Annotated in this window: 20 protein-coding genes and 1 rRNA gene; 18 read left to right on the forward strand and 3 right to left on the reverse strand. The window is 38.4% G+C overall.

The features are described 5' to 3' along the window. The first annotated feature begins 44 nt into the window (after positions 1 to 44). Positions 45 to 257: a DUF2375 family protein gene (locus RI844_RS17255; RefSeq protein WP_348395888.1), complete on the forward strand. Its 213-nt coding sequence runs from the start codon at positions 45 to 47 to the stop codon at positions 255 to 257. A 53-nt stretch (positions 258 to 310) separates the two neighbouring features. Here RI844_RS17255 and RI844_RS17260 read toward each other — a convergent pair whose 3' ends face one another. After that, complete coding sequence (locus RI844_RS17260) at positions 311 to 754, reverse strand: transcriptional repressor (RefSeq protein ID WP_348395889.1); 444 nt, start codon at positions 752 to 754, stop codon at positions 311 to 313. 214 nt (positions 755 to 968) lie between these two features. On the opposite strand from RI844_RS17260, the gene RI844_RS17265 reads away from it, so the two are divergent. The 13 genes from RI844_RS17265 (at position 969) to RI844_RS17325 (ending at position 13026) form a co-directional block, all read left to right on the forward strand. Further along, positions 969 to 1967, forward strand: a complete 999-nt coding sequence (locus tag RI844_RS17265; protein ID WP_348395890.1) for a hypothetical protein — start codon at positions 969 to 971, stop codon at positions 1965 to 1967. Between the two features lie 10 nt (positions 1968 to 1977). Beyond that, positions 1978 to 2454: a hypothetical protein gene (locus tag RI844_RS17270; RefSeq protein ID WP_348395891.1), complete on the forward strand. Its 477-nt coding sequence runs from the start codon at positions 1978 to 1980 to the stop codon at positions 2452 to 2454. A gap of 52 nt (positions 2455 to 2506) precedes the next feature. Further along, the gene (gene dusA / locus RI844_RS17275) at positions 2507 to 3487 is read left to right on the forward strand and encodes a tRNA dihydrouridine(20/20a) synthase DusA (RefSeq protein ID WP_348395892.1); all 981 of its coding nucleotides are present in this window, start codon (positions 2507 to 2509) and stop codon (positions 3485 to 3487) included. Between the two features lie 688 nt (positions 3488 to 4175). Further along, a complete protein-coding gene (locus RI844_RS17280; protein WP_348395893.1) occupies positions 4176 to 4472 on the forward strand; it encodes a hypothetical protein in 297 nt (98 codons plus the stop codon). A 14-nt stretch (positions 4473 to 4486) separates the two neighbouring features. Beyond that, positions 4487 to 5149 (forward strand): phage shock protein PspA, encoded by a 663-nt coding sequence (gene pspA / locus RI844_RS17285; RefSeq protein ID WP_348395894.1) that lies wholly within the window; start codon positions 4487 to 4489, stop codon positions 5147 to 5149. Positions 5150 to 5362: 213 nt separating this feature from the next. Next, positions 5363 to 5575 carry a PspC domain-containing protein gene (locus RI844_RS17290; RefSeq protein ID WP_348395895.1) on the forward strand — a complete coding sequence of 71 codons (213 nt, stop codon included), beginning with the start codon at positions 5363 to 5365 and terminating at the stop codon, positions 5573 to 5575. 41 nt (positions 5576 to 5616) lie between these two features. Continuing rightward, entirely contained in the window at positions 5617 to 5952 is a 336-nt protein-coding gene (locus tag RI844_RS17295; protein WP_348395896.1) for a hypothetical protein, read from the forward strand. 123 nt (positions 5953 to 6075) lie between these two features. Beyond that, positions 6076 to 6504 (forward strand): copper chaperone PCu(A)C, encoded by a 429-nt coding sequence (locus RI844_RS17300; protein ID WP_348395897.1) that lies wholly within the window; start codon positions 6076 to 6078, stop codon positions 6502 to 6504. Between the two features lie 37 nt (positions 6505 to 6541). Further along, positions 6542 to 7534 (forward strand): DUF2333 family protein, encoded by a 993-nt coding sequence (locus RI844_RS17305; protein ID WP_348395898.1) that lies wholly within the window; start codon positions 6542 to 6544, stop codon positions 7532 to 7534. Positions 7535 to 7576: 42 nt separating this feature from the next. Then, entirely contained in the window at positions 7577 to 8305 is a 729-nt protein-coding gene (locus RI844_RS17310; protein ID WP_348395899.1) for a TIGR04219 family outer membrane beta-barrel protein, read from the forward strand. Positions 8306 to 8742: 437 nt separating this feature from the next. Continuing rightward, positions 8743 to 10557: an assimilatory sulfite reductase (NADPH) flavoprotein subunit gene (locus RI844_RS17315; protein WP_348395900.1), complete on the forward strand. Its 1815-nt coding sequence runs from the start codon at positions 8743 to 8745 to the stop codon at positions 10555 to 10557. Further along, the gene (gene cysI / locus RI844_RS17320; protein ID WP_348395901.1) at positions 10557 to 12293 is read left to right on the forward strand and encodes an assimilatory sulfite reductase (NADPH) hemoprotein subunit; all 1737 of its coding nucleotides are present in this window, start codon (positions 10557 to 10559) and stop codon (positions 12291 to 12293) included. The genes RI844_RS17315 and cysI overlap by 1 nt, the downstream gene beginning before the upstream one ends. Continuing rightward, positions 12286 to 13026 (forward strand): phosphoadenylyl-sulfate reductase, encoded by a 741-nt coding sequence (locus RI844_RS17325; protein WP_348395902.1) that lies wholly within the window; start codon positions 12286 to 12288, stop codon positions 13024 to 13026. The genes cysI and RI844_RS17325 overlap by 8 nt, the downstream gene beginning before the upstream one ends. Positions 13027 to 13083: 57 nt before the next feature. On the opposite strand, the gene RI844_RS17330 is transcribed toward RI844_RS17325, so the two are convergent. Further along, on the reverse strand, positions 13084 to 15078 hold the full coding sequence (locus tag RI844_RS17330) for a sodium-translocating pyrophosphatase (RefSeq protein ID WP_348395903.1): 1995 nt from the start codon (positions 15076 to 15078) through the stop codon (positions 13084 to 13086). Positions 15079 to 15420: 342 nt separating this feature from the next. On the opposite strand from RI844_RS17330, the gene ppa reads away from it, so the two are divergent. The 3 genes from ppa (at position 15421) to fadA (ending at position 19586) form a co-directional block, all read left to right on the forward strand. Continuing rightward, positions 15421 to 15969, forward strand: a complete 549-nt coding sequence (ppa, locus tag RI844_RS17335; RefSeq protein WP_348395904.1) for an inorganic diphosphatase — start codon at positions 15421 to 15423, stop codon at positions 15967 to 15969. Between the two features lie 267 nt (positions 15970 to 16236). After that, positions 16237 to 18408, forward strand: a complete 2172-nt coding sequence (gene fadB, locus RI844_RS17340; protein WP_348395905.1) for a fatty acid oxidation complex subunit alpha FadB — start codon at positions 16237 to 16239, stop codon at positions 18406 to 18408. A gap of 14 nt (positions 18409 to 18422) precedes the next feature. Next, complete coding sequence (gene fadA / locus RI844_RS17345; RefSeq protein ID WP_348395906.1) at positions 18423 to 19586, forward strand: acetyl-CoA C-acyltransferase FadA; 1164 nt, start codon at positions 18423 to 18425, stop codon at positions 19584 to 19586. Positions 19587 to 19781: 195 nt separating this feature from the next. Here the strand turns inward: fadA and RI844_RS17350 are convergent, their stop codons facing one another. Next, positions 19782 to 20510, reverse strand: a complete 729-nt coding sequence (locus tag RI844_RS17350) for a hypothetical protein (RefSeq protein WP_348395907.1) — start codon at positions 20508 to 20510, stop codon at positions 19782 to 19784. A gap of 750 nt (positions 20511 to 21260) precedes the next feature. On the opposite strand from RI844_RS17350, the gene RI844_RS17355 reads away from it, so the two are divergent. Beyond that, positions 21261 to 22803: ribosomal RNA gene (locus tag RI844_RS17355) — 16S ribosomal RNA — on the forward strand. Positions 22804 to 23346 lie beyond the last annotated feature (543 nt).

Raw genomic sequence — 23346 nt, forward strand, 5'->3', positions numbered from 1 at the left:
CGCATTAAAGTTTTTAAGTCATTAAAAATCAAAGGGATAATGTGATGGTAAGCAATACAAGTACGGTAACAGTGTTGTATTATGACCAAAGTGATATGACGTCTATTTGTTCAGACGTACTAAATGATCTTACAGTAAAAACTGATAATCGAGTAATTTTTCCAAGCTCATATCGAGATGATAAAATTATTATTGCAGTGTTAGATGGTGTATGCCAAGTTCGTAATTCGCTTGGCGACAGGCCGATATTTTCTTAGTTATAACTAAAGAAATATCGTCTTAATACATTGATGACACAAGCTAATATTATCTAGATTGCTCTGTTACAGGTTTTACACTTTCCGTGCGCCTCAACAACCTGTTTGTTAATGCTAAAACCACTGGCATCTGCCATTGCTCTTAATGCCAAATCAAGATTATTAGATTGAATCTCCTCCACATTGCCACAGTTATCACAAATCAATAATTGTACCGGGTGGTTACACTCACTAAAATGATCACACAATAAAAATGAGTTAATAGATTCAATTTTGTGAACAAAGCCTTGCGCGGCTAAAAAATCTAAAGCGCGATAAACCGTTGCTGGTTTTGCGCCAGGGTCAACGATTTTTAGTTTCTCTAATAAATCATAAGCACCAATAGCACCATCATTTTCAGCTAATAATAAAAATACTTGCTCGCGAGCAGATGTTAACCTTGCGCCCGATTGTTGACAGGTTATTCGAGCTTGTTCAAGTAATTGCTTTGCATCCATCTTTAATTAACGTGTTGTATCTATACTTAAACGCTAGTGTAACACAGTAAATATGTTGCGCTAGTATCGAAATGAATACCAGAACAGCATTAATTATTGATTAATAAATGTCGATATAATGATTGATCAAAAATTATAAAAACCGTGATAGAATGAGTTATATTTATAGGTAGATTATTAATAAATAGTTCAGTAACTCAAGAAGGTTTTGCACATGTCCCACATTCAGCACTTTGATGTTGAAGATGCCGTTAAATATGGCGTTGAAGTAGCTATATTACTACAATATTTTCGTACCAATTTGCGAGAGAATAAGGTAAATAATAAGCATATTTACGATAGATATGTGTGGGTACAGTTTTCTTTCGAAGCACTTACTCAGTTATTTCCTTATTTTAAGCTGGATAAAATAAAGCGTATTTTATATAAGATGGAAAGTGAAAAAATTGTCGTGACAGGTGATTTTATTTCGACGTCGCATAGTCATAGCAAGTGGTATTCATTACAAGAGTTTTGCAATGACCATTCAATGGAAACTTACATCGCTAAAAATAATATCAAAGTGAGCAGTTTTAAAAGCAATGCTCCTGCTCCGAAAGCTCAATTTAACCAAGAAAGCTTTTCAGAGCAACGAGGTTATAGCGATACCAATTCAACAAATAGTATGACTTGGTCTGAAATCATGCCCGTTGCGGTAAAAGAGCAAGTTACTAAGTTGAAAATGCAGCATGGCTACGACGATAATTTCTATTTAGATATTTGGAATACATTTGCTGCCAAAATGGACGCTGATGATGAGCCCATAACGACCATGGATTTTACCCGAAAAAGATTTATGGCATACGCTCAAGCTGTTATGTTGAAATTCAAGCAGGGCACGCACCGTTATAATACAACAACCGATAGAAATGCTACAACACGACAAAATTTAGTGAATAAATGGCAGAATCATATTGGTAAACCTAATCAGAAAATTATTGAGCAATTAGACCTTAGACAACTAAAAACACCAATTGGCCAAGTTTGGGACTCTTTTATTAATAAGAACTTTGAAAAAGAAGTGCCATTAAAAAATATCGGCCAGCTAGAGGCTGGCTTTAAACTTTATGTTGCTGCTTGGATCAAAAATGAAAATAAAAAAGGTTATACCCAAGGTGTTACTAAGCAGGATTATGAAGACACAAGTTGGGCAGATAATTTAATTTTAAAGTAAAGGGGGGAGCATGAAAGATATAAAAGATATAGCGGTTGTAATTAACCAAGGTTCATCAAAAATTGTAAATAAAGAAGAAGGCATTACTCCGCCTGAAGCTGTGGTAAACCTAGTAAATGTTATCGTAGGCCGCTTTGATGGAATTTACCAATTTACCGGTAATAAAAACCCAGATAAGTTAGCTGTACATAAACAAGAATTAACCAAAGCACTATTTAAAGTTCGCGATCAATTTAACGAACAAGATATCGAAAATGCCATCGATTTTTTTGCAGTTAACGGTGGTAAATTTCCTCCAAGTGTTCCTGAATTTATTCAGGCAGTATTAGGTAATCATGCTGATATGATTTCCCACCCTGAGCATAAATGGTTTGATCCGAGCAGAGCGTTAACGCAATACACACCTGAACAAATTCAAACGATGGGTAAAAATGGCATCGCCAAAATTAGAGAGATGATGAAGCAAAAAAGTAAAATAAAAAATTAAGCTAGGTTTACTTTTTAGCGAATTCATACTTTAAACAGGAACATCAAAAACATTGAATACCAAAACATTTTCTGAAGCACTCTCTGTCGCGCCTATGCTCGATTGGACCGACAAACACTGTCGTTATTTTTTACGTCAGTTATCCAGCCATACTGTGATGTATACCGAAATGGTAACCACCGGGGCTATTTTATTTGGTAAAGGTGATTACTTAACTTACAACCAAGAAGAGCATCCATTAGTGTTGCAACTTGGCGGTAGTGACCCTAAAGCTATGACTGAATGTGCTAAAATGGCCGAACAGCATGGCTATGATGCGATTAATATAAATGTTGGTTGCCCTTCAGACAGAGTGCAAAATGGTCGCTTTGGTGCTTGCTTAATGGCCGAGCCTGAGCTTGTTGCCCAATGCGTACAAACTATGCAAAATGCCGTTAACGTACCGATAACGGTTAAATCGCGAATTGGTATTGACGATTTGGACAGTTATGAGTTTTTACATAATTTTGTCGATGTTGTTGGCAAAGCCGGCTGTGAGCATTTTATTGTTCATGCCCGTAAGGCCTGGTTAAGCGGTTTAAGCCCTAAACAAAACCGTGAAGTACCGCCATTAGATTACTCTCGAGTTTATCAAATCAAACAAGATTTTAACCATCTTGATATTTCAATTAATGGCGGTATTAAAACTTTACAAGAGAGTGTTGAGCACTTAACTCATATTGATGGGGTAATGATAGGCCGTGAAATCTATCAAAACCCATATATGTTAAGCCAAGCAGATCAAATCATTTTTGCTGATGAAAAGCCGATTATTACTCGTGAAGAAGTTATTGATGCGATGTGTGATTATATTGATCGCAACGTAGCAAATGGTGGCCGGGTATGGCATGTGGTAAGGCATATGCTTGGTTTATGTAACGGCTTACCCGGTGCAAGGCGCTATCGTCGCTATTTAAGTGAAAATGCCGGACGAGAAGGCTCTGATTCAAATGTATTGCGTGAAGCGTTCGCATTAACGGGAAAACATTCTTAAACCACTTTAATATTCGAACAGCAAAAATCCTCATTTGCCCAAGTATGGCTGCAAGTGGGGATTTTTTTTGATTATTTTGCTATGTAAAATAAATGTTAAAAAACTAAACCTTTTCCTTACTTATTACGACTAACTATTAACACCATACCTATGTGACATTGAAAAACGGGGAAATAAAATGTTCAGTTTAGTCGAAATGTTTTTAATGCTTTTACTACCAGTACTTTGTTTAATAGGCTGTTCAATAGTTGTGAGTATGATTGAACAACCCCCGCAAACTAACGATAATGACGCTTTGCAACGTATTTAAATAGCCTGTTCGGGGCTACCTTCTTTTACTAACTCTTTCTTTTTATTATTAAAATAACCTAAAGTCTTTTATCTGCAGCCATTTGAAGTGATTGTTTCATACCATCTTATTAATACTTTTTCTCCGTTATTTAATTTAGTTTTAACTGATTGGTTAAATCCGCTAACCATGTGGTTAAAAAAACCAATCAACAGCATGTTAAATAAATGTTAACTTCATTAAAAAATAAAGAGTAAAAATAAAGCCTAGCAAAAACAACCACTTAAAAAATAATTAAAAGTTGGCACAGCACTTGTATTGTATAAATTATTATTAGCAAAATTTACAATTAATACTAACTACTACCTAGTTGTTAGTTAAATAAATAAGGATTGAAACATGAACACGTTAACTACTAAAGCATCAGTATTCGCAGCATTAATGGCAGCAAGTGCAATGGCAGCAACATCTGCTAAAGCTGAAGAACTTGTGTCACTTGAGAGCGCCATTGAAATGATGGTATCTCAACAATCTAAAGCTGTGTTTTATCAAATAACTCAACAAGTAGCCAATAGCATTGAACAAGAGGTTGGCAACTTTAAATTAGATTCACTATTTGCTTCAGAAAATGGTTTACCAACAGTAAGCATATCTGAAACAACAAAACTTAACGATGAAGAAGATTCACCAGAATAATAAGGAGTAACATTATGGGTATGTTTTCAAGATTAACCGATATCATCAACGCCAATATTAATAGCTTATTAGAAAAAGCTGAAAATCCGGAAAAATTAATTCGCTTAATTATTCAGGAGATGGAAGAAACGTTAGTTGAAGTTCGCTCGCAAGCAGCAAAAAGCATTGCTGAAAAGAAAACTCTAACTCGTAAATTACGCAGCTTAGAAACTAAAGTTACTGACTGGCAGAATAAAGCTGAACTTGCATTAGCAAAAGGCCGTGAAGATTTAGCGCGTAGTGCGCTAATTGAAAAACAAAAGTCTGAGCAAGAGTTTGATTCTTTACAGCAAGAAATGATCAGCATTGATGAAATGCTCAATGGTGTACAAGACGATTGTAGCCGTTTACAAGAAAAGTTAGCTGAAGCCAAACGTCGTCAAGAGTCTTTTACCCTGCGTCAAAAGTCAGCAGAGGTAAGGTTAAAAGCGCGTCAAACAATTGATACTGGCAATATTGATAATGCCATTGCGAAGTTTGAACGCTACCAACAAAAAGTCGATGAAGTTGAAGCACAAGTAGAGGCTTATGACCTTGGTAAAAACCAAAGTTTGGAAAGCCAGTTTGCAGAGCTTGAGAATCAAGATTTAATTGATGAACAACTGCAACAAATGAAGAAAAAAGTAGTTAACGGATAATACCCATTTAGTATAAACCGTTAACTTTAACTAAACCATTAATCGGAAAGGTAAAGTTGGAATAAATTATGTTTCCATTTTCAATCATTTTTACATTATGGCTTGTGCCAGTAGCAACATTTTTTATCGGTGCTGGCGTATTTAGTATTGCAAGATACATGCAAGCATAAATTGAGATTAAAATTAAAAAAGTTTATTTGTAAGGAGTAAGCTATGAATACCAATAAATACCGTGTAGAGCGTCCATTTAGTAAAGACTTAGTCAATAAAAAAATTAGTGGTGTTTGTGCTGGTCTTGCACGTCATTTTGAATTACCAAGATTGGGTGTAAGAGCTGCAGTTGTTGTGATTGGGTTTATGATGCCATTAGCAACAATTGTTGCTTACTTTGTCGCAGCATTATTAATGTCAAACCGTCATTATTAATTCGTTTAGCATTATAAAATATTACAAGTTAAGGAGTAGGCATGACATTTTTTAAATCTTTATTATTAGCTATAATTGCAACATTAATGCTTACTTATGCATTTGGAATAAGTTTAATTGAACTGTTTAATGTCAGCTTTTATATGGGGCATCAAGAAGTTGAACCATTAAAGGTTATTAGTTTGTCTGCAATCGTTGCAATTCTGCTTGTCTTTGCTGCATTGGCAATAGTGTTAAGTGTATTCGGCACCATTATTTTTAGCATTTTATTAGTCTGTGGTGGTGTATTAATGGTTGGGGTAGGTGTATTTTGGCCGATTATTTTAATTGCCGTGCTTATTTGGGCATGTACACGTCAAAAAACAGTCACTAATTAAGTGGTCTATTTCGGTAATGTGAATGTTGATTTGCATTTATTTTATGTTTTTCAATAAATTTTATTGTCGAATCTGTTGAAATAGGCGATTATTCAGCTAATTACACCACATTGGTCATTTACCATGAAGCTTAACTATTTCTTAACAACACTTATTTCTTTCTTTATTTCTTCAAGTGTACTGGCAGCAGATATTAGTGTTAGCGAGCAATATGTTAGAGAAACTATACCTGGTACTACTATCAGCTCTGCCTACATGAGTTTGTCAAACCAATCGAATAAGCCTGTTACTCTTACCTCTGTTAGCTCAACTATTAGCAAAAGAATTGAAATGCATGAGCATATAATGACAGAAGAAATGATGAAAATGCAGCAAGTCGATTCTATAGTTATTAATGCAAATGACCAAGTAGTACTGCAACCACATGGATATCACTTAATGGTGTTTAATTTGCAACAACCATTACAAGCTGATACTGAAATTACTATGACGTTACACTTTGATAATAAAGAAAATGTTACTATTAAAGTGCCCGTGCAGGGACTTAAGTAATTAAACAAATAACGGCATCATCACTAAAGGATAAATTATGACTGTTAATTTCTCGTTTAAATCTATCACCATAACGTCAATAGTTGTGGTTTTTCTTTTTTATATATTAGGTGTGTTTTGGAGTTTTGAACCTGGTACATTCGATGTGCGGGAGCAGGCAGTAAATGATGCTAAAGTCGCAAATGTAAAACCCGTTGTAGGTTATACCACCACCACCACTTTAATTCGAGTCGCTGAAAAGTTGCAAGATAAGCCAGGCGGTTATTTATCAAATGATAAAATACCCCCTTCATTGTTTCTGGATAATATTCCTGCATGGGAGTTTGGCGTACTAGAAATGGTTCGTGACTTATCTCTAGTAATGCGTCAATCATTTAGCCGATCACAATCACAATCTCTTGAAAATAAACATTTAAAAAATGCACAGCCAAAATTTAATATAGACGCTTATACATGGGCCATCCCAAGTGCAGAAGGTGAATACAGCTCTGCAGTTGAAGATTTATATGCTTATCGTCAAGATTTAGCTGACCCTTTAGTACAAGATGCGCAGTTTTATGCTCGTGCCGATAATCTTCGTGATTATTTACGAGAAATAGAAAAACGATTAGGTAGTTATTCGCAACGCTTAAGCGCCAGTGTTGGTCGTAACCAATTGAATACAGATTTGGCCGGTGATAAAGATGCGGTGCAATCTACATTTTCAGCATCGGCTGTTATAGTAAAAACCAGTTGGTGGAAAATTGACGATGTGTTTTACGAATCACGTGGCGCTTGTTGGGCATTGTTGCATATGCTACAAGCCATCGAAGTTGATTTTGCCGATGTATTGGAAAATAAAAATGCCACCGTAAGTGTGAGCCAAATAATTAGAGAATTAGAAGCTACTCAAGCTGCTGTTTGGAGTCCTATGATTTTAAATGGTAGTGGTTTCGGCATAGGTGCTAATCATTCATTAGTAATGGCAAATTATATTTCCAGAGCTAATGCAGCATTAATTGATTTGAGGGAATTATTAAGTCAGGGTTAATAGAAATACAAATATAAATAAAAATAACAGGGTAAAAATAAAATGAATAAAACAGCTGCGTTAATTAGCTCGCTAATGTTGTTAACCAGTACTACAGCTGCGGCCGATGCTATCGGTGTTTATGTTGGTGCTCAAGGGTGGGATATGGCTGCAGAAGGTAGCCATGGTGAAAATAACGAGTTAGTAGAATATAACTTTAAAGATGAATCACAAGCTAGGTTTTATCTTGCTTTTGAACATCCGGTACCGTTTATTCCGAATATTAAAATTGCTCATTCAGAGTTAATGACTAAAGGGTTAGAAGTTGATACAAACAATGAATTTGCCAACCTAGTAGTTGAGGGTTCTGAAGTTGATTTTACTTATACTGATTACACCCTTTATTACGAACTGTTTGATAATGGTTTATTCTCTTTTGATTTTGGTTTAACGGCTAAAGATTTTGAAGGTGAATTACTTACGAGCGATACTATGGGACTTGATGAAGACTCAGTAGATGAAATTATTCCTATGCTTTATGCGTCAGCGCAAGTGTCTTTACCTGGTACTGGCTTAAGTGTATTTGCTGAAGGCAATTTTTTAAGCATTGATGATCACACTCTTGCTGATTACCAAGCAGGTATCGCTTACGCATTAATTGATAACATTGTTATCGACGTTAACCTTTCAGCAGGTTACCGCGTAGTAGATCTTGAATTAGATGACTTAGATGGTGTTTATGCCGATCTAGAATTTGATGGTGCATTTGCTGGTGTTGAAGTTCACTTCTAATAAACCTGCTACACACCTTTATATAATAAAATCCTGTACAGCTCTGCTGTCAGGATTTTTTACTTCATGGAAGAAGGAATATCAATTTGCCATGGACCGCTCAATCACATCCCTGTGAACACGGCATTCATTACATCGTGTAAATCATGGCTTGAAATTGATTCAATTCAAGGATGAATTAACTTAGAATTACCATGGATCGTTAATTCACATCTTCGGTAATAACTTCTCTGCTTAACTCTGATATTCCCTCCTGTTGAAATGTAAATTATTGTTTGCAGATTGAATTAACCATTATTGCTCTAAGTTATTCCAAAATAGATAAATAATTCATATTCTATTTTGGAATAAAAAAGCTTTATCTATTCTTTTATGTTTTCCTTAAGCCTGTATATCCTTTATGCATTGTAAAATTAATGTAATTTGGGATAAACGCCATGTTGGTAAAAGCCAATAATGATATTCAAGCCAGCTTAGGTAGTGATCAACTGCTACAGCTGCAACAAGTCATTCATCAATATTCACCATTACAACTTGCTTGGGCAAGTGGTTATTTGGCTGCTAAAAGCGAAAATCCGGCAAACCAAGTTATGCCGCAAACTAGTGCCAGCCCTGCGGGTAAATTGACTATTCTTTTTGGTTCGCAAACCGGTAATGCTAAAGCTGTTGCACAGCAGGTTCATGCAGAGGCCGAAAGCCAAGGCATTAATGCCAGCTTAGTAAACATGGCCGATTACAAGCCAAAGTCGTTAAAATCGGAAACACACATATTAATTGTTACTAGCACTAATGGTGAAGGTGAAGCACCAGATGATGCTATGGCGTTGCATGAATTTTTAGATTCAAAAAGAGCGCCTAAATTAGATTCATTACAATATTCAGTATTAGCTTTGGGTGATTCAAGCTATGAATATTTTTGTCAAACAGGTAAAGATTTTGATGAAAGATTAGCTAAGCTTGGCGCTAAACGCATAAGTGACCGTATTGATTGTGACGTTGATTACGTTGCTCAAGCAAAAGCTTGGCAAGAAGAAAATTTAAAACTCGTTGCCGAAACTTTAGTGGCTAATACTGCTGAGGTAGTGCAATTACCGGTAGGAAATGCAGCTATAGCTGAAAACGTAAGCGCATATAACAAAGAAAATCCATTTTTAGCTACTATTGTTGCTAACCAGAAAATTACCGGACGAGATTCGAATAAAGTTGTACAGCACATTGAAATTGATTTGGAAGGTTCAGAGATAAGCTATCAACCAGGCGATGCTTTAGGTATCTGGCCTGTTAATGATCAAGCTTTGGTTGCAGCAATTACTAATGCGCTAAACCTAGATTTAACTGAATTAGTCACAGCAAATGGTGAAGAAGTAAGCTTGCAGCTGGCTTTACAAGAAAAGCTTGAAGTAACCGGTTTAAGTAAAGTAGTCATTACTAAATGGGCAGAACTTGCTAATAACCAAACTCTTACGGATTTATTGACTGATGCTGATAACTTACGCGATTTCATCAATAACAAACAGCTTATCGATTTAATTACTACTTATCCTGCGACTTTATCTGCGCAGACATTGGTTGATAGTCTAGCTGCGTTAACGCCTCGTTTGTACTCAATAGCATCAAGCCAGGAAGAAGTGGAAGAAGAAGTGCACTTAACTGTTGGTTTGGTTGACTATGTTGAACAAACAAGCGAAGGCGATGTACGTCGCTTAGGTAGTGCTTCAGGATTTTTAATTGAACGTTTGCAAGAAGACGACCAAGTAAAAGTATTTATTGAGCATAATAATAACTTCCGTTTACCAGAAGATACCGAGACATCAATCATTATGGTTGGTCCTGGAACTGGTGTTGCACCATTTAGAGCTTTTCTACAGCAACGTGAAGCACAAGATGCAAATGGTGGTAACTGGTTAGTGTTTGGCGACCAAACGTTTACTCAAGACTTTTTATATCAAGTTGAGTGGCAAAGTTACCTAAAATCAGGTGTGTTATCTCGTTTAGATGTGGCCTTTTCACGAGACCAAGCTGAAAAAGTGTATGTACAACACAAGTTAAAAGCGAATGGCAAAGAAGTATTTGCCTGGTTAGAAAATGGCGCACATTTTTATATCTGTGGTGATATGTCCCGCATGGCTAAAGATGTTCATCAGACTTTAGTTGAGATTGTTAGTGAGCACGGTAATAAAACCGCTGCCCAAGCCGAAGATTATTTAAAGCAATTACGCATTAATAAGCGTTACCAGAAGGATGTATATTAATGTCTAATTTAGCCGATAAAATTGAACTAAACCCTAATGTTGTACAAGGAAAGCATGCCGACAATGAACGTCTAAAAGCTGAAAGCAAACATTTACGTGGCACGATAGTTGAAGATTTAAAAGATGAAATTACCGGTGGCTTCACCGCTGATAACTTTCAGTTAATCCGTACTCATGGTATGTATCAGCAAGATGATCGTGATATTCGTGCTGAGCGTGCTAAGCAAAAATTAGAACCTCTGCATAATGTTATGCTTAGAGCTAGGATGCCTGGTGGCATTATTACTCCTAGCCAGTGGTTAGCTATTGATAAGTTTGCCGATGAGCACACTTCTTATGGCAGTATTCGTTTGACAACTCGCCAAACGTTTCAGTTTCATGGTGTGTTGAAACCGAATATTAAATTGATGCATCAAACGCTTAATAAAATAGGTATTGATGCTATTGCAACTGCTGGTGATGTTAACCGTAACGTATTATGTACTTCTAACCCGGTTGAGTCGGTTTTACATCAAGAAGCCTATCAATGGGCTATCAAAATTAGTGAGCATTTACTCCCTAAAACTCGTGCGTATGCTGAGATTTGGCTTGATGGTGAAAAAATTGAAGAAACACCTGGCCAAGAAGTTGAGCCTATTCTAGGTAGTACTTATTTACCGCGTAAATTTAAAACTACCGTCGTTATCCCACCAGATAATGATATTGACGTGCACGCTAACGATTTAAACTTTGTGGCGATTAGCGACGGTAAAAAATTAATTGGTTTCAACGTACTTGTCGGTGGCGGTTTAGCCATGACCTTTGGTGATGACTCTACTTACCCAAGAAAGGCTGATGATTTTGGCTTTATCGAACTTAAAGATACCTTAGCATTTGCCGAAGCTGTTGTTACTACGCAACGCGATTGGGGTAACCGTGTTAACCGTAAAAATGCGAAAACTAAATACACTTTAGACAGAGTAGGTATCGATACTTTTAAAGCTGAAGTTGAAGCGCGTACTGGCGTTAAGTTCGAAGATTCAAAACCTTATGAGTTTACCAACCGCGGCGATAAAGTTGGCTGGGTTGAAGGTATCGATAATAAGCATCATTTAACCCTATTTATTGAAAATGGTCGTTTAAAAGACACGCAAGATGACAAGCTTAAAAGTGGTGTAAAAGCTATTGCTGAAATTCATCAAGGCGATTTCCGTATGACGGCGAATCAAAACTTGATTGTTGCTGGTGTGTCTCAAGAGCAGAAAGCTGTTATTGAAAACATTGCTATTGAACATGGCTTAATTGATAGCAAGCAATCGAATCAGCGTCAAAATTCGATGGCCTGTGTTGCATTTCCAACTTGTCCGTTAGCGATGGCAGAAGCAGAGCGCTTTTTACCAAGTTATGTAACAGATATTGAGGGATTATTAGCCAAACATAATATTGCAGATGAGCATATTATTTTCAGAGTAACGGGTTGTCCTAATGGTTGTGGCCGTGCAATGCTTGCCGAAGTTGGTTTAGTTGGTCGTGGACCAGACAAATATAATATGTATTTAGGTGGTAATGTTGCCGGTACCCGTGTGCCAAAACTTTACCAGGATAATATCAGTTCAGCGCAAGTGTTGGTTCATTTAGATGAACTAATTGGCTTATGGGTAGAAAAACGCAATGAGCAGGAATGTTTCGGCGATTTTGTAATACGTGAAGGCATTGTCAAAGAAGTGATAGTTAGTAAACGGGATTTTCATGGCTAACATAGCAGTTAACAACAGATTTCCGGCATCATTGCCCGACTCATTATTAGAAAGTTGGAATGAACAACTTGAGAAAATGAGTGCCAGTGAACGTGTTGCATGGGCATTTGAACATTTACCAAACAATTTTGCCTTAACTTCAAGTTTTGGTATTCAATCTGCGGTAATGTTACATATGATGACGCAGATAAAACCTGATATACCGGTGCTGTTAACCGATACAGGCTATTTGTTTGCAGAAACTTATCGCTTTATTGATGAGCTAACCGAACGTTTAAATTTAAATTTAAAGGTATTTCGTGCTGATATTTCTCCAGCTTGGCAACGTGCTAGGCATGGTGAACAATGGCAGCAGGGTGAAGCAGAGTTAAAACAATATAATTTAACCAATAAAGTAACGCCGTTAGAAAAAGGCTTGGATGAGATAGGTGTTAACACTTGGTTTTCTGGTGTAAGACGCAGTCAAACAGATCATCGTAAATCATTACCTGTATTGCAAGTTATTCGCGGTCGCTTTAAATTACATCCAATAATTGACTGGAGTAATAAAGACGTTCACGAATATCTAACCAAGCATAATTTACCGTACCACCCTTTATGGGATGAAGGTTATGTATCAGTAGGTGACGAACATTCATCATTGCCATTGTCAGCGCAAATGGATGAGCAAGATACTCGTTTTAATGGTATGCAACGTGAGTGTGGGTTACACACTGATGGTGATGGGATATAAATAACTAGGGTCAGAGTCAGGTTTATTGATAATAAACCTGACTCTGACCCTCATTTTTTAAAGGACCGGCGCAATTACCAGAGACACAATTGCCATTACGTTAATTAAGATATTCATTGAAGGTCCTGAGGTATCTTTGAACGGGTCACCAACGGTATCACCTACTACGGTTGCCGAGTGAGTATCGCTACCTTTACCGCCAAGGTTACCTTTTTCAACGTACTTTTTGGCGTTATCCCAAGCCCCACCAGCATTTGCCATCATTAGTGCCATTAATACACAACCTAACAATGCACCACCTAGCATGCCACCCAGTGCTTGCGGGCTAATACCAAAACCAACAATTACCGGTACACTTACTGCTATTACGCCGGGTAAAATCATCTTTTTCAGTGCTGCAGTTGTGGCTATATCAACACAACGAGCCGTATCAGGATCAGCTTTACCTTCAAGTAAGCCATCTATCTCTCTAAACTGGCGACGAATTTCATGGATCATTTCAAATGCAGCATCACCAACAGCCGTCATCGTTAATGAAGCAATTAGAAATGGCACCATACCACCAATAAATAAGCCAATTAGCACCTGAGGATCGCCTAAATGTAAGCTGAAATCAGGAACTTTTAGAGTCATAGTTTCAACGTAAGCGGCAATAATAGCTAATGCTGCTAGCGCAGCTGCGCCGATAGCAAAACCTTTACCTATGGCGGCGGTGGTATTGCCAAGTTCATCTAATGAATCAGTAATATTACGCGTTTCTTCACCGAGGCCTGCCATTTCAGCAATGCCACCGGCATTATCAGCAACAGGTCCATAAGCATCAATTGCCATGGTAATACCGACAGTTGCCAACATACCTACCGCGGCAATACCTACACCATATAAGCCAGCCATTTGTGTTGAAGCAAAAATAATGGCACATATAGTTAAAATTGGTACGACAACAGATTCCATACCAACAGAAAGGCCGGTTATCATTACCGTTGCAGGTCCTGTTTCACCGGCTTGGGCTATCTTCTTAACTGGTGAGCTAGAAGTATAATATTCGGTTACCAAACCGATAATGATACCGCCAATAGCACCGGCTAAAACTGCACCCCAAACTTTACTACTAATACCTAAAAACTCTATTGTGAAGTAAGAAGCTACGATAAATAATACTGCAGCAACAATTGTTCCGGTACGCAGCGCAAGCTCAGCTTTACTGGCGGACATAGATTTAACTAATAAAATGCCCAATATTGAACATATCAAACCGACAGATGCTAGCATTAATGGCAAAGCCATAAGAGCCGAACGATCGCCTAAAGCTTCAACTGCCATTGTTGAGGCAATTGCTATTGAAGCAATCATGGAGCCACAATAAGATTCAAATATATCAGAGCCCATACCAGCTACGTCACCGACATTATCACCAACATTATCAGCAATAACTCCTGGGTTTCTCGGGTCATCTTCTGGAATACCAGCCTCTATTTTACCGACTAAATCGGCACCAACATCGGCGCTTTTAGTAAAAATGCCACCGCCAACACGAGAAAACAGCGCAACGGAAGATGCACCCATACCAAAACCATGAATATAATGCGTTGTGGTTGGATCTCCACCAAAATACCAATACAGCGTACCTAAGCCGATAAGGCCTAAAGATGCAACGCATAGCCCCATTACTGAACCGCCGAAAAACGCTACGGTCAATGCTGGCGCAGCACCTTTTTCATGAGCAGCATTAGTTGTTCTTACATTCGCTTTTGTTGCAGTGAACATACCTATATAACCGGCAAGTGCAGAAGATACAGCACCAACAAAAAATGCTAGAGCAGTATTTGGATCAACAAACAGGTAAAGTAATACTAATAAAATACCGGCAAAAATAAATAGCATCTTATATTCACGATGCATAAATACCATCGCACCGAGATGTATTTGATCAGCAATTTTCTTTAATGCCTCGCCTCCTGCATCATATGATTTAATTATATTATAAAGAATGAATGCAAAAATAAGGCCTGCAACGCCAAGGGCCGGCGGCAAGTAAAACATGTTATCCATAAAATCCCCGTTTATTATTGTTATTGGCCACAAAATCATATTCATGGCTTTGTTTTTTTTATATTCGATTAATGTGTTAAAAACACTACCGTATAGACATCAAAACAATGCGGTGGAGTACAACAAGAACACTTTTTATATAGAAGCAATATTTACATTACTCCTACCATTAATAAAAGTGTAGTTAAAAATGTTAAAATAAAGTTAATTTTCGGGTGCAGATCAGGAAAAAACACCGGTATTAGACTAAAGTTTTCAATTATTTGCTGAGAATAAGTCGAATTTTAAATAAAAGTCGTTATAATAACGCCCTTTAAATATTGTACTTAAGTGGGAAGAGCCATGAGCCTTAATAGTGTACCAGCTGGTAAGAACTTACCAGAAGAAATAAACGTTATCATTGAAATTCCAGCACATGCTGATCCGGTAAAATACGAAGTAGATAAAGAATCAGGTGCTATTTTCGTAGACCGTTTCATGTCAACTTGTATGCACTACCCAACTAACTACGGTTATGTACCACACACTTTATCACTAGATGGTGACCCGGTAGATGTTTTAGTACCTACTCCTTTCCCATTATTAGCGGGTTCTGTTATTCGTTGTCGTCCAATTGGTGTATTGAACATGACAGATGAGTCTGGTGAAGATGCCAAAATTTTAGCGGTTCCTGTTGATAAATTATCAACTATTTACCGTGGTATTGATGAAGCTACACAAATGCCAGAGCTTCTGTTAAACCAGATTTCTCACTTCTTTGAACATTACAAAGATCTTGAGCCAAACAAATGGGTTAAAATTGAAGGTTGGGCAGGTGCTCAAGCTGCAAAAGATGAAATCACATCAAGTGTTGCCCGTTATGAAGAAACAGAAGATAAACCAGCATTCTAATTGCGTGTATATGTTCTGTTAAAAAAAACCGCTTCGGCGGTTTTTTTTGATTTTGAAACCCCAAAAAAATACCTCGTTATCTAAAATTCATTCAAATAAAACAATTAATTTAAACGATCGTTTGAAAAAATGGTTGCTTTGCTTAATTAGACAAGGCAAACTCAAGCATCTATAAATATAGCCATAAAGATAATTTACTCGTCATTTTTATTATACTTATGAATATAAAATACTTTTCAAACCTCATGAGAGCTAAGGAGTTTAGGGATGATTTATCAAGGCAACGGCCTTTCTGCCCAATTACTTGACGATGGAATCGTTGAGTTATGTTTCGACGCGAAAGGATCAGTAAACGCATTAAATATCGCAACACTACAAGAATATAAAAGCGCAATCATTGCTATTGGCGAATGTGCCCAAGCAAAAGGTGTTGTCGTGACATCGGCCAAGTCCACCTTTATTGTTGGCGCAGATATCACTGAATTTACCGAATTGTTTAAAACTCCTGATGATGAGATCGCAGGAGTGTTCAAAAGCAGTAGTGATATTTTTGATATGTTTGAAGATCTCAATATACCTACTATTGCCGCAATAAATGGTTTTGCATTAGGTGGTGGTTGTGAAGTTACTCTAGTCTGTGATTATCGAGTTGCAGATACTACTGCTAGCATAGGTTTACCTGAAGTTAAATTGGGTCTTATTCCAGGCTTTGGCGGTACGGTTCGATTGCCACGGGTGATTGGCATCGATAATGCACTTGAATGGATGACTACTGGTAAGCCATATAAAGCAGCGAAAGCATTAGAGTTTGGAGCTGTTGATGCTGTTGTAGCACCTGAAAACTTGAAATCTGCAGCAATTGAGATGTTAAAAGATGCAATCTCTGGACAGTTTGACTGGCAAGCCAAGCGCAAAGAGAAGCTAGTTCCGGTTTTATTAACACCAATAGAACATGCGATGAGTTTTAATACTGCTAAAGGTATGATTTTTGCGAAAGCAGGCAAACATTATCCTGCTCCGATGATTTTAGCTAACTTACTTGAAGAGTCCGTTAAGTTAGAACGACAAGGTGCAATGCTGCTAGAAAATGCTGCATTTGGTCAAGTTGCTAAAACTGATGCATGTGCGGCCCAAGTTGGTTTGTTCCTTGCTGACCAAGTTGTTAAGGGCAAAGCCAAAAAAGCCGGTAAAATGGCAACTAAAAAAGTTGAACGTGCGGCAGTATTAGGTGCTGGTATTATGGGCGGTGGTATTGCATATCAGTCTGCTTATAAAGGTACGCCTATTGTTATGAAAGATATTAACAATGCAGCTCTTGATTTAGGCTTAACTACTGCAGCAGGTATCTTAACAAAGCTTGTTGATAAAGGTCGGTTAAATGCTAAGAAAATGGCGCATACATTAAACAATATTACACCAACACTTAGCTACGACAGCGTAAAAGATGTAGATATTATCGTTGAAGCAGTTGTTGAAAATCCTAAAGTAAAAGCTGCAGTTTTAAAAGAAGTTGAAGCTAATGTCAGTGATGATGCGATTATTACGTCAAATACATCAACTATCTCTATCGATTTACTTGCCGAAAGTATTGCTAAACCTGAACGCTTTTGTGGAATGCACTTCTTCAACCCGGTAAATAAGATGCCATTGGTTGAAGTTATCCGTGGTAAAGATACGTCTGATGATACTGTTGCTGCGGTTGTTGCCTATGCCGCTAAAATGGGCAAATCAGCAATTGTTGTTAATGATTGCCCTGGTTTTTATATCAATCGTGTTTTGTTTCCGTACTTTGCTGGCTTTAGTCAACTATTACTAGAAGGTGCTGATTTTACCGCTGTTGATAAAATCATGGAAAAACAATTTGGCTGGCCTATGGGTCCTGCATATTTATTAGATGTTGTAGGTTTAGATACCGCCGATCATTGTACCGATGTAATGGCCAATGGTTTTCCTACACGTATGCCTAAACAAGAGAATGATCCTGTTAAGGCTCTTTATAATGATAATCGCTTTGGTCAGAAAAATGGCGTTGGTTTTTATGAGTACTCAAAAGATAAACGTGGCCGACCTCAAAAAATAGCAAGTGCTACAAGTATTGAGCTTATGTCTGCTATGTGTGCTGACACAATAGCTTTTGACAAAGAAGAGATTATTGCCCGCTTAATGACGCCAATGGTTAATGAAACTATTCGTTGTTTAGAAGAAGGTGTTGTTGATACCGCTGCCGAAGCAGATATGGGGTTAATTTACGGTTTAGGCTTCCCACCATTTAGAGGTGGTCCAATTCGTTACCTAGAAACTGTTGGCTTGCAATCATTTATTGATACTGCAGATAAATTGACTCATTTAGGTGAAATTTATCAAGTAACCGATGGCTTACGAGAAATGGCTAAATCTGGTCAATCTTATTTCAACACTGATGTTAAAACAGCTAAATAGAGCGGAGAGTTATTATGAATGAAGTAGTTATTATCGATTGTATCCGCACTCCAATGGGACGTTCAAAAGGCGGTATGTACCGTAATGTTCGTGCTGAAGAGTTATCGGCTAGCTTAATGAAGAAAATTTTACAGCGTAACCCTAAACTGGATCCTAACGACATTGAAGATGTTATTTGGGGTTGTGTAAAGCAAACTAAAGAACAAGGTTTTAATATTGCTCGAAACGCAGCATTACTGGCTGATATGCCAAAACATATTGGTGGCGTAACGGTAAACCGGTTATGTGGTTCATCAATGGAAGCTTTACATAATGCAAGTACGAGTATTATGGCAGGCCAAGGAGATGTATTTTTAATTGGTGGTGTTGAACACATGGGGCATGTTCCTATGATGTACGATATCGACTTTGCTCCAGCAATGGCTAAGTATATGGCTAAAGCTTCCGGTAATATGGGGTTAACCGCTGAATTACTAGGCCGTCAACATGGTATCAGTCGTGAAATGCAAGATGCTTTTGCTGCACGTTCTCATCAACGTGCACATGCAGCTCAAGTTGAAGGCCGCTGGGATAATGAAATTGTCGGTATGCAGGGGCATGATGCTAATGGAACCTTAAAAGTATTTACTCAAGATGAAGTTATTCGTCCAGAATGTACACCTGAAAGTTTATCAACGTTACGCCCGGTATTTGATCCGGTAAACGGTACCGTTACAGCAGCATCTTCGTCTGCTATTTCGGATGGTGCCAGTGCAATGTTGATAATGTCAGCAAGTAAAGCGAAAGAACTTGGTTTAACACCGAGAGTGAAAGTTCGTGGTATGGGTGTATCAGGTTGCGATCCAGCAACTATGGGTTTTGGTCCAGTACCTGCAACGAAAAAAGCATTAAAGCGTGCGGGTTTAACAACTGCCGACATTGACCTAGCCGAGTTCAACGAAGCTTTTGCTGCACAAGCGTTATCATGCATTAAATCATTAGACATGATGGATGTAATTGACGATAAAATTAATCTTAACGGTGGCGCCATTGCTCTAGGTCACCCACTAGGTTGCTCTGGAACACGTATTTCGGGTACGTTAATAAACCTTATGGAGGCAAATGATGCCAATATAGGCTTAGCAACCATGTGTATAGGTTTGGGGCAAGGAATTGCAACAGTCTTTGAACGGGTTTAATAGCTAGTACTATTTGTTAACCAGTTAAATGTAAAAAGGGAAGCAATAAGCTTCCCTTTTTTGATTCAGGGATGAATCAACTTAGAATTACCATGGATGGTTTAAATTCTGTTAATTCAGGGATGAATCAACTTAGAATTACCATGGATGGTTTAAATTCTGTTCAATTTAGGGATTATCCCGTCCTGAAATAAGTTACATATTTAAGGCAAGTATATCGGCACCACCTTTAATCGCGGCATCTGTGGCTTCTTTTTCACTTAATCCTGATTGAATAGCATTATCAATAATTGCTCTTACATGTTCTTTGTCTAGAGACTTAACTGCAATCTCTACTACCTCATTACTTTGCTCAGGAAAATTATTAAAAGCATTATTCAGTAATGCAATGAACATATCAGGCAACTCTTCAAATGCCATACCTATATAGCTAATAAAATCTTCAGGATAACTTTTAGCAGAGGCATTAACGATACTAGATGCCATTACCGGTTTTGTATTTAATGCCATTCTAAAAATTGCGTGCTTATCTTCGGGATGAAGTTTACTTGCTACCAAGACAATATCATCGGCATAAGCAGGCTCTGCATTAATAGCAGTTTTGATCACTTGCGCACAAGAAGCAACATCATGTTCTAACGCTAACTTAATAACGTCTTCGCTGTGATTTGGGTTTGCGTGCAATGCTCCTCTAATGATTTGTTTATACTGGCTCGGGTATTTAGTAAATGCTGTTTCCAATATAATATCATCGCCGTCAGGATAGCTTTTCAATAAGCTGCTAACACTGCGCTCAACTGATATGTTTTTATCAACATGTTTTTCAAGTAACCTACCAAGGAACTTTTCTTTAGATTGTACATCTCCAGCTAACGCGATTGTGCTGGTTAACATGAGACTAATGGTAATTAATAGCGCTTTCATTTCTTGTTCACTTATTTTAGTAAATCAACGGCTTTTAAAGCCTTATAGTTTTTAGTACATATATCTAACTATAAGTTCAATATTTAAGCAATAGTCCATTTGGGTAAAAAATGTGTTAAATATTGGTGGTGAGTGTAAGTATTTTGTTGGTAAAAGTTGTTTCTAGTATAAATATCAAGCGAAAAAACATTTATTTTAATTTATTTGCAAAAAGGTATTGACGGCGGCGCAAAAATCCCTAAAATGCGCATCCACTTCCACAGGGAATCTCACCAAGTTACGGTAACGTTACTGCAGAGCAACCAACGGTAAGTTGTGTAGATAGTTTGTAATGATGAAGGTAAGTTTTACTGAGTTGCAAACGACAACAATTAAATTCGAAATTATTGAAATTAACTGTTGACATCAACACTGGATGACGTACAATGCGCATCCACTTCAGGCAAGGCTACTAGCCGGTTTGAAGCAAAAGAGACTAACGAATGCGATTAGCTCTTCGTTCGAATAGAACGGTTCTTTAACAATTAGTTATCATGCAATTTGTGTGGGCACTCACATTAAGATTGATTTACAACATAGATACCTCGGTATCGAAATCACTTAATGATGATGAACACACAAACAAATTAATTTTTCTTTATTTAGCGATGAGGATTAATTAGTACGTTTAGTATCATTCGCTTCGATTGATACGAAACATTCAGAATTCATTGAGTAGCATCGCTTGTCGATGCATATGTAACAACTTTTTAATTGAAGAGTTTGATCATGGCTCAGATTGAACGCTGGCGGCAGGCTTAACACATGCAAGTCGAGCGGAAACGAGAAGTAGCTTGCTACTTCGGCGTCGAGCGGCGGACGGGTGAGTAATGCTTGGGAATATGCCTTTGAGTGGGGGACAACAGTTGGAAACGACTGCTAATACCGCATAATGTCTACGGACCAAAGGGGGGGATCTTCGGACCTCTCGCTCATAGATTAGCCCAAGTGAGATTAGCTAGTTGGTAAGGTAAAGGCTTACCAAGGCGACGATCTCTAGCTGGTTTGAGAGGATGATCAGCCACACTGGGACTGAGACACGGCCCAGACTCCTACGGGAGGCAGCAGTGGGGAATATTGCACAATGGGGGAAACCCTGATGCAGCCATGCCGCGTGTGTGAAGAAGGCCTTCGGGTTGTAAAGCACTTTCAGTTGTGAGGAAAGGTTAGTAGTTAATAACTGCTAGCTGTGACGTTAGCAACAGAAGAAGCACCGGCTAACTCCGTGCCAGCAGCCGCGGTAATACGGAGGGTGCGAGCGTTAATCGGAATTACTGGGCGTAAAGCGTGCGTAGGCGGTTTGTTAAGCAAGATGTGAAAGCCCAGGGCTCAACCTTGGAACTGCATTTTGAACTGGCAAGCTAGAGTATTGTAGAGGGTGGTGGAATTTCCAGTGTAGCGGTGAAATGCGTAGAGATTGGAAGGAACATCAGTGGCGAAGGCGGCCACCTGGACAAATACTGACGCTGAGGCACGAAAGCGTGGGGAGCAAACAGGATTAGATACCCTGGTAGTCCACGCCGTAAACGATGTCAACTAGCTGTCTGTAGACTTGATCTGTGGGTAGCGCAGCTAACGCGATAAGTTGACCGCCTGGGGAGTACGGCCGCAAGGTTAAAACTCAAATGAATTGACGGGGGCCCGCACAAGCGGTGGAGCATGTGGTTTAATTCGATGCAACGCGAAGAACCTTACCATCCCTTGACATCCAGAGAATTTTCTAGAGATAGATTAGTGCCTTCGGGAACTCTGAGACAGGTGCTGCATGGCTGTCGTCAGCTCGTGTTGTGAAATGTTGGGTTAAGTCCCGCAACGAGCGCAACCCCTATCCTTATTTGCCAGCGAGTAGTGTCGGGAACTCTAAGGAGACTGCCGGTGATAAACCGGAGGAAGGTGGGGACGACGTCAAGTCATCATGGCCCTTACGGGATGGGCTACACACGTGCTACAATGGCAGATACAGAGGGCAGCGAGACCGCGAGGTGGAGCGAATCCCAGAAAGTCTGTCGTAGTCCGGATCGGAGTCTGCAACTCGACTCCGTGAAGTCGGAATCGCTAGTAATCGTGGATCAGAATGCCACGGTGAATACGTTCCCGGGCCTTGTACACACCGCCCGTCACACCATGGGAGTAGGTTGCAAAAGAAGTAGCTAGTTTAACCTTCGGGAGAACGGTTACCACTTTGTGATTTATGACTGGGGTGAAGTCGTAACAAGGTAACCCTAGGGGAACCTGGGGTTGGATCACCTCCTTACCTTAAGTAGACAACTTAATGAGAGCGCAAGCTCTGCGAGTGTTCACACAAATTGCATGATAACGATTGAAGAATGAGTGAGGCAGAATGTCTCCTGAATTTATTTCAGGATCTCCATTAGCCCACTGAGAATTCAAAACTAAATAGAACCTGAAACAAGTTCAGGAAGTAGATATTTAGTTTTGAGTTTTTAACTCAAATTAATGCCGAGTGCGTGCATTGATTATTTCTTTAACAATTTGGAAAGCTGATATTAAACCCGGTGATTTGTGTTTATGACCTCCAATCATAAACGTCAGCAAATCACCACGATAAACAATTTATTGTTTATCACTGAGTTGTTTTATACAACAACTCAACATTATAACTAGCAACTCTTATCGTGTTGTTAGTTGTTCTTACTCAAGGCTCACAGTTGTTTGTGAGTTTGACACCTAAGTTAAATTGGGATGTCAACATTCTTATGAATGCGTGAAAATGTCAGACTTGCAACTTAGTTCGGTTTAGTCACCGAACAGTCTTAAAGGAAACTTTTTGGGGTTG

This window comes from Thalassotalea fonticola (assembly GCF_032911225.1).
Taxonomy (GTDB): Bacteria; Pseudomonadota; Gammaproteobacteria; order Enterobacterales; family Alteromonadaceae; genus Thalassotalea_A; species Thalassotalea_A fonticola.

Bases quoted from the DNA above. Each gene is read 5' to 3' on its own strand.
- RI844_RS17330 (WP_348395903.1), bottom strand. From the start codon at position 15,078: ATGGATAACATGTTTTACTTGCCGCCGGCCCTTGGCGTTGCAGGCCTT.
- RI844_RS17325 (WP_348395902.1), top strand. From the start codon at position 12,286: ATGGCTAACATAGCAGTTAACAACAGATTTCCGGCATCATTGCCCGAC.
- RI844_RS17280 (WP_348395893.1), top strand. From the start codon at position 4,176: ATGAACACGTTAACTACTAAAGCATCAGTATTCGCAGCATTAATGGCA.
- RI844_RS17255 (WP_348395888.1), top strand. From the start codon at position 45: ATGGTAAGCAATACAAGTACGGTAACAGTGTTGTATTATGACCAAAGT.
- pspA (WP_348395894.1), top strand. From the start codon at position 4,487: ATGGGTATGTTTTCAAGATTAACCGATATCATCAACGCCAATATTAAT.
- RI844_RS17270 (WP_348395891.1), top strand. From the start codon at position 1,978: ATGAAAGATATAAAAGATATAGCGGTTGTAATTAACCAAGGTTCATCA.
- RI844_RS17295 (WP_348395896.1), top strand. From the start codon at position 5,617: ATGACATTTTTTAAATCTTTATTATTAGCTATAATTGCAACATTAATG.
- RI844_RS17265 (WP_348395890.1), top strand. From the start codon at position 969: ATGTCCCACATTCAGCACTTTGATGTTGAAGATGCCGTTAAATATGGC.
- RI844_RS17300 (WP_348395897.1), top strand. From the start codon at position 6,076: ATGAAGCTTAACTATTTCTTAACAACACTTATTTCTTTCTTTATTTCT.
- RI844_RS17310 (WP_348395899.1), top strand. From the start codon at position 7,577: ATGAATAAAACAGCTGCGTTAATTAGCTCGCTAATGTTGTTAACCAGT.
- fadA (WP_348395906.1), top strand. From the start codon at position 18,423: ATGAATGAAGTAGTTATTATCGATTGTATCCGCACTCCAATGGGACGT.
- RI844_RS17290 (WP_348395895.1), top strand. From the start codon at position 5,363: ATGAATACCAATAAATACCGTGTAGAGCGTCCATTTAGTAAAGACTTA.
- RI844_RS17315 (WP_348395900.1), top strand. From the start codon at position 8,743: ATGTTGGTAAAAGCCAATAATGATATTCAAGCCAGCTTAGGTAGTGAT.
- ppa (WP_348395904.1), top strand. From the start codon at position 15,421: ATGAGCCTTAATAGTGTACCAGCTGGTAAGAACTTACCAGAAGAAATA.
- RI844_RS17350 (WP_348395907.1), bottom strand. From the start codon at position 20,510: ATGAAAGCGCTATTAATTACCATTAGTCTCATGTTAACCAGCACAATC.
- RI844_RS17260 (WP_348395889.1), bottom strand. From the start codon at position 754: ATGGATGCAAAGCAATTACTTGAACAAGCTCGAATAACCTGTCAACAA.
- RI844_RS17305 (WP_348395898.1), top strand. From the start codon at position 6,542: ATGACTGTTAATTTCTCGTTTAAATCTATCACCATAACGTCAATAGTT.
- cysI (WP_348395901.1), top strand. From the start codon at position 10,557: ATGTCTAATTTAGCCGATAAAATTGAACTAAACCCTAATGTTGTACAA.
- fadB (WP_348395905.1), top strand. From the start codon at position 16,237: ATGATTTATCAAGGCAACGGCCTTTCTGCCCAATTACTTGACGATGGA.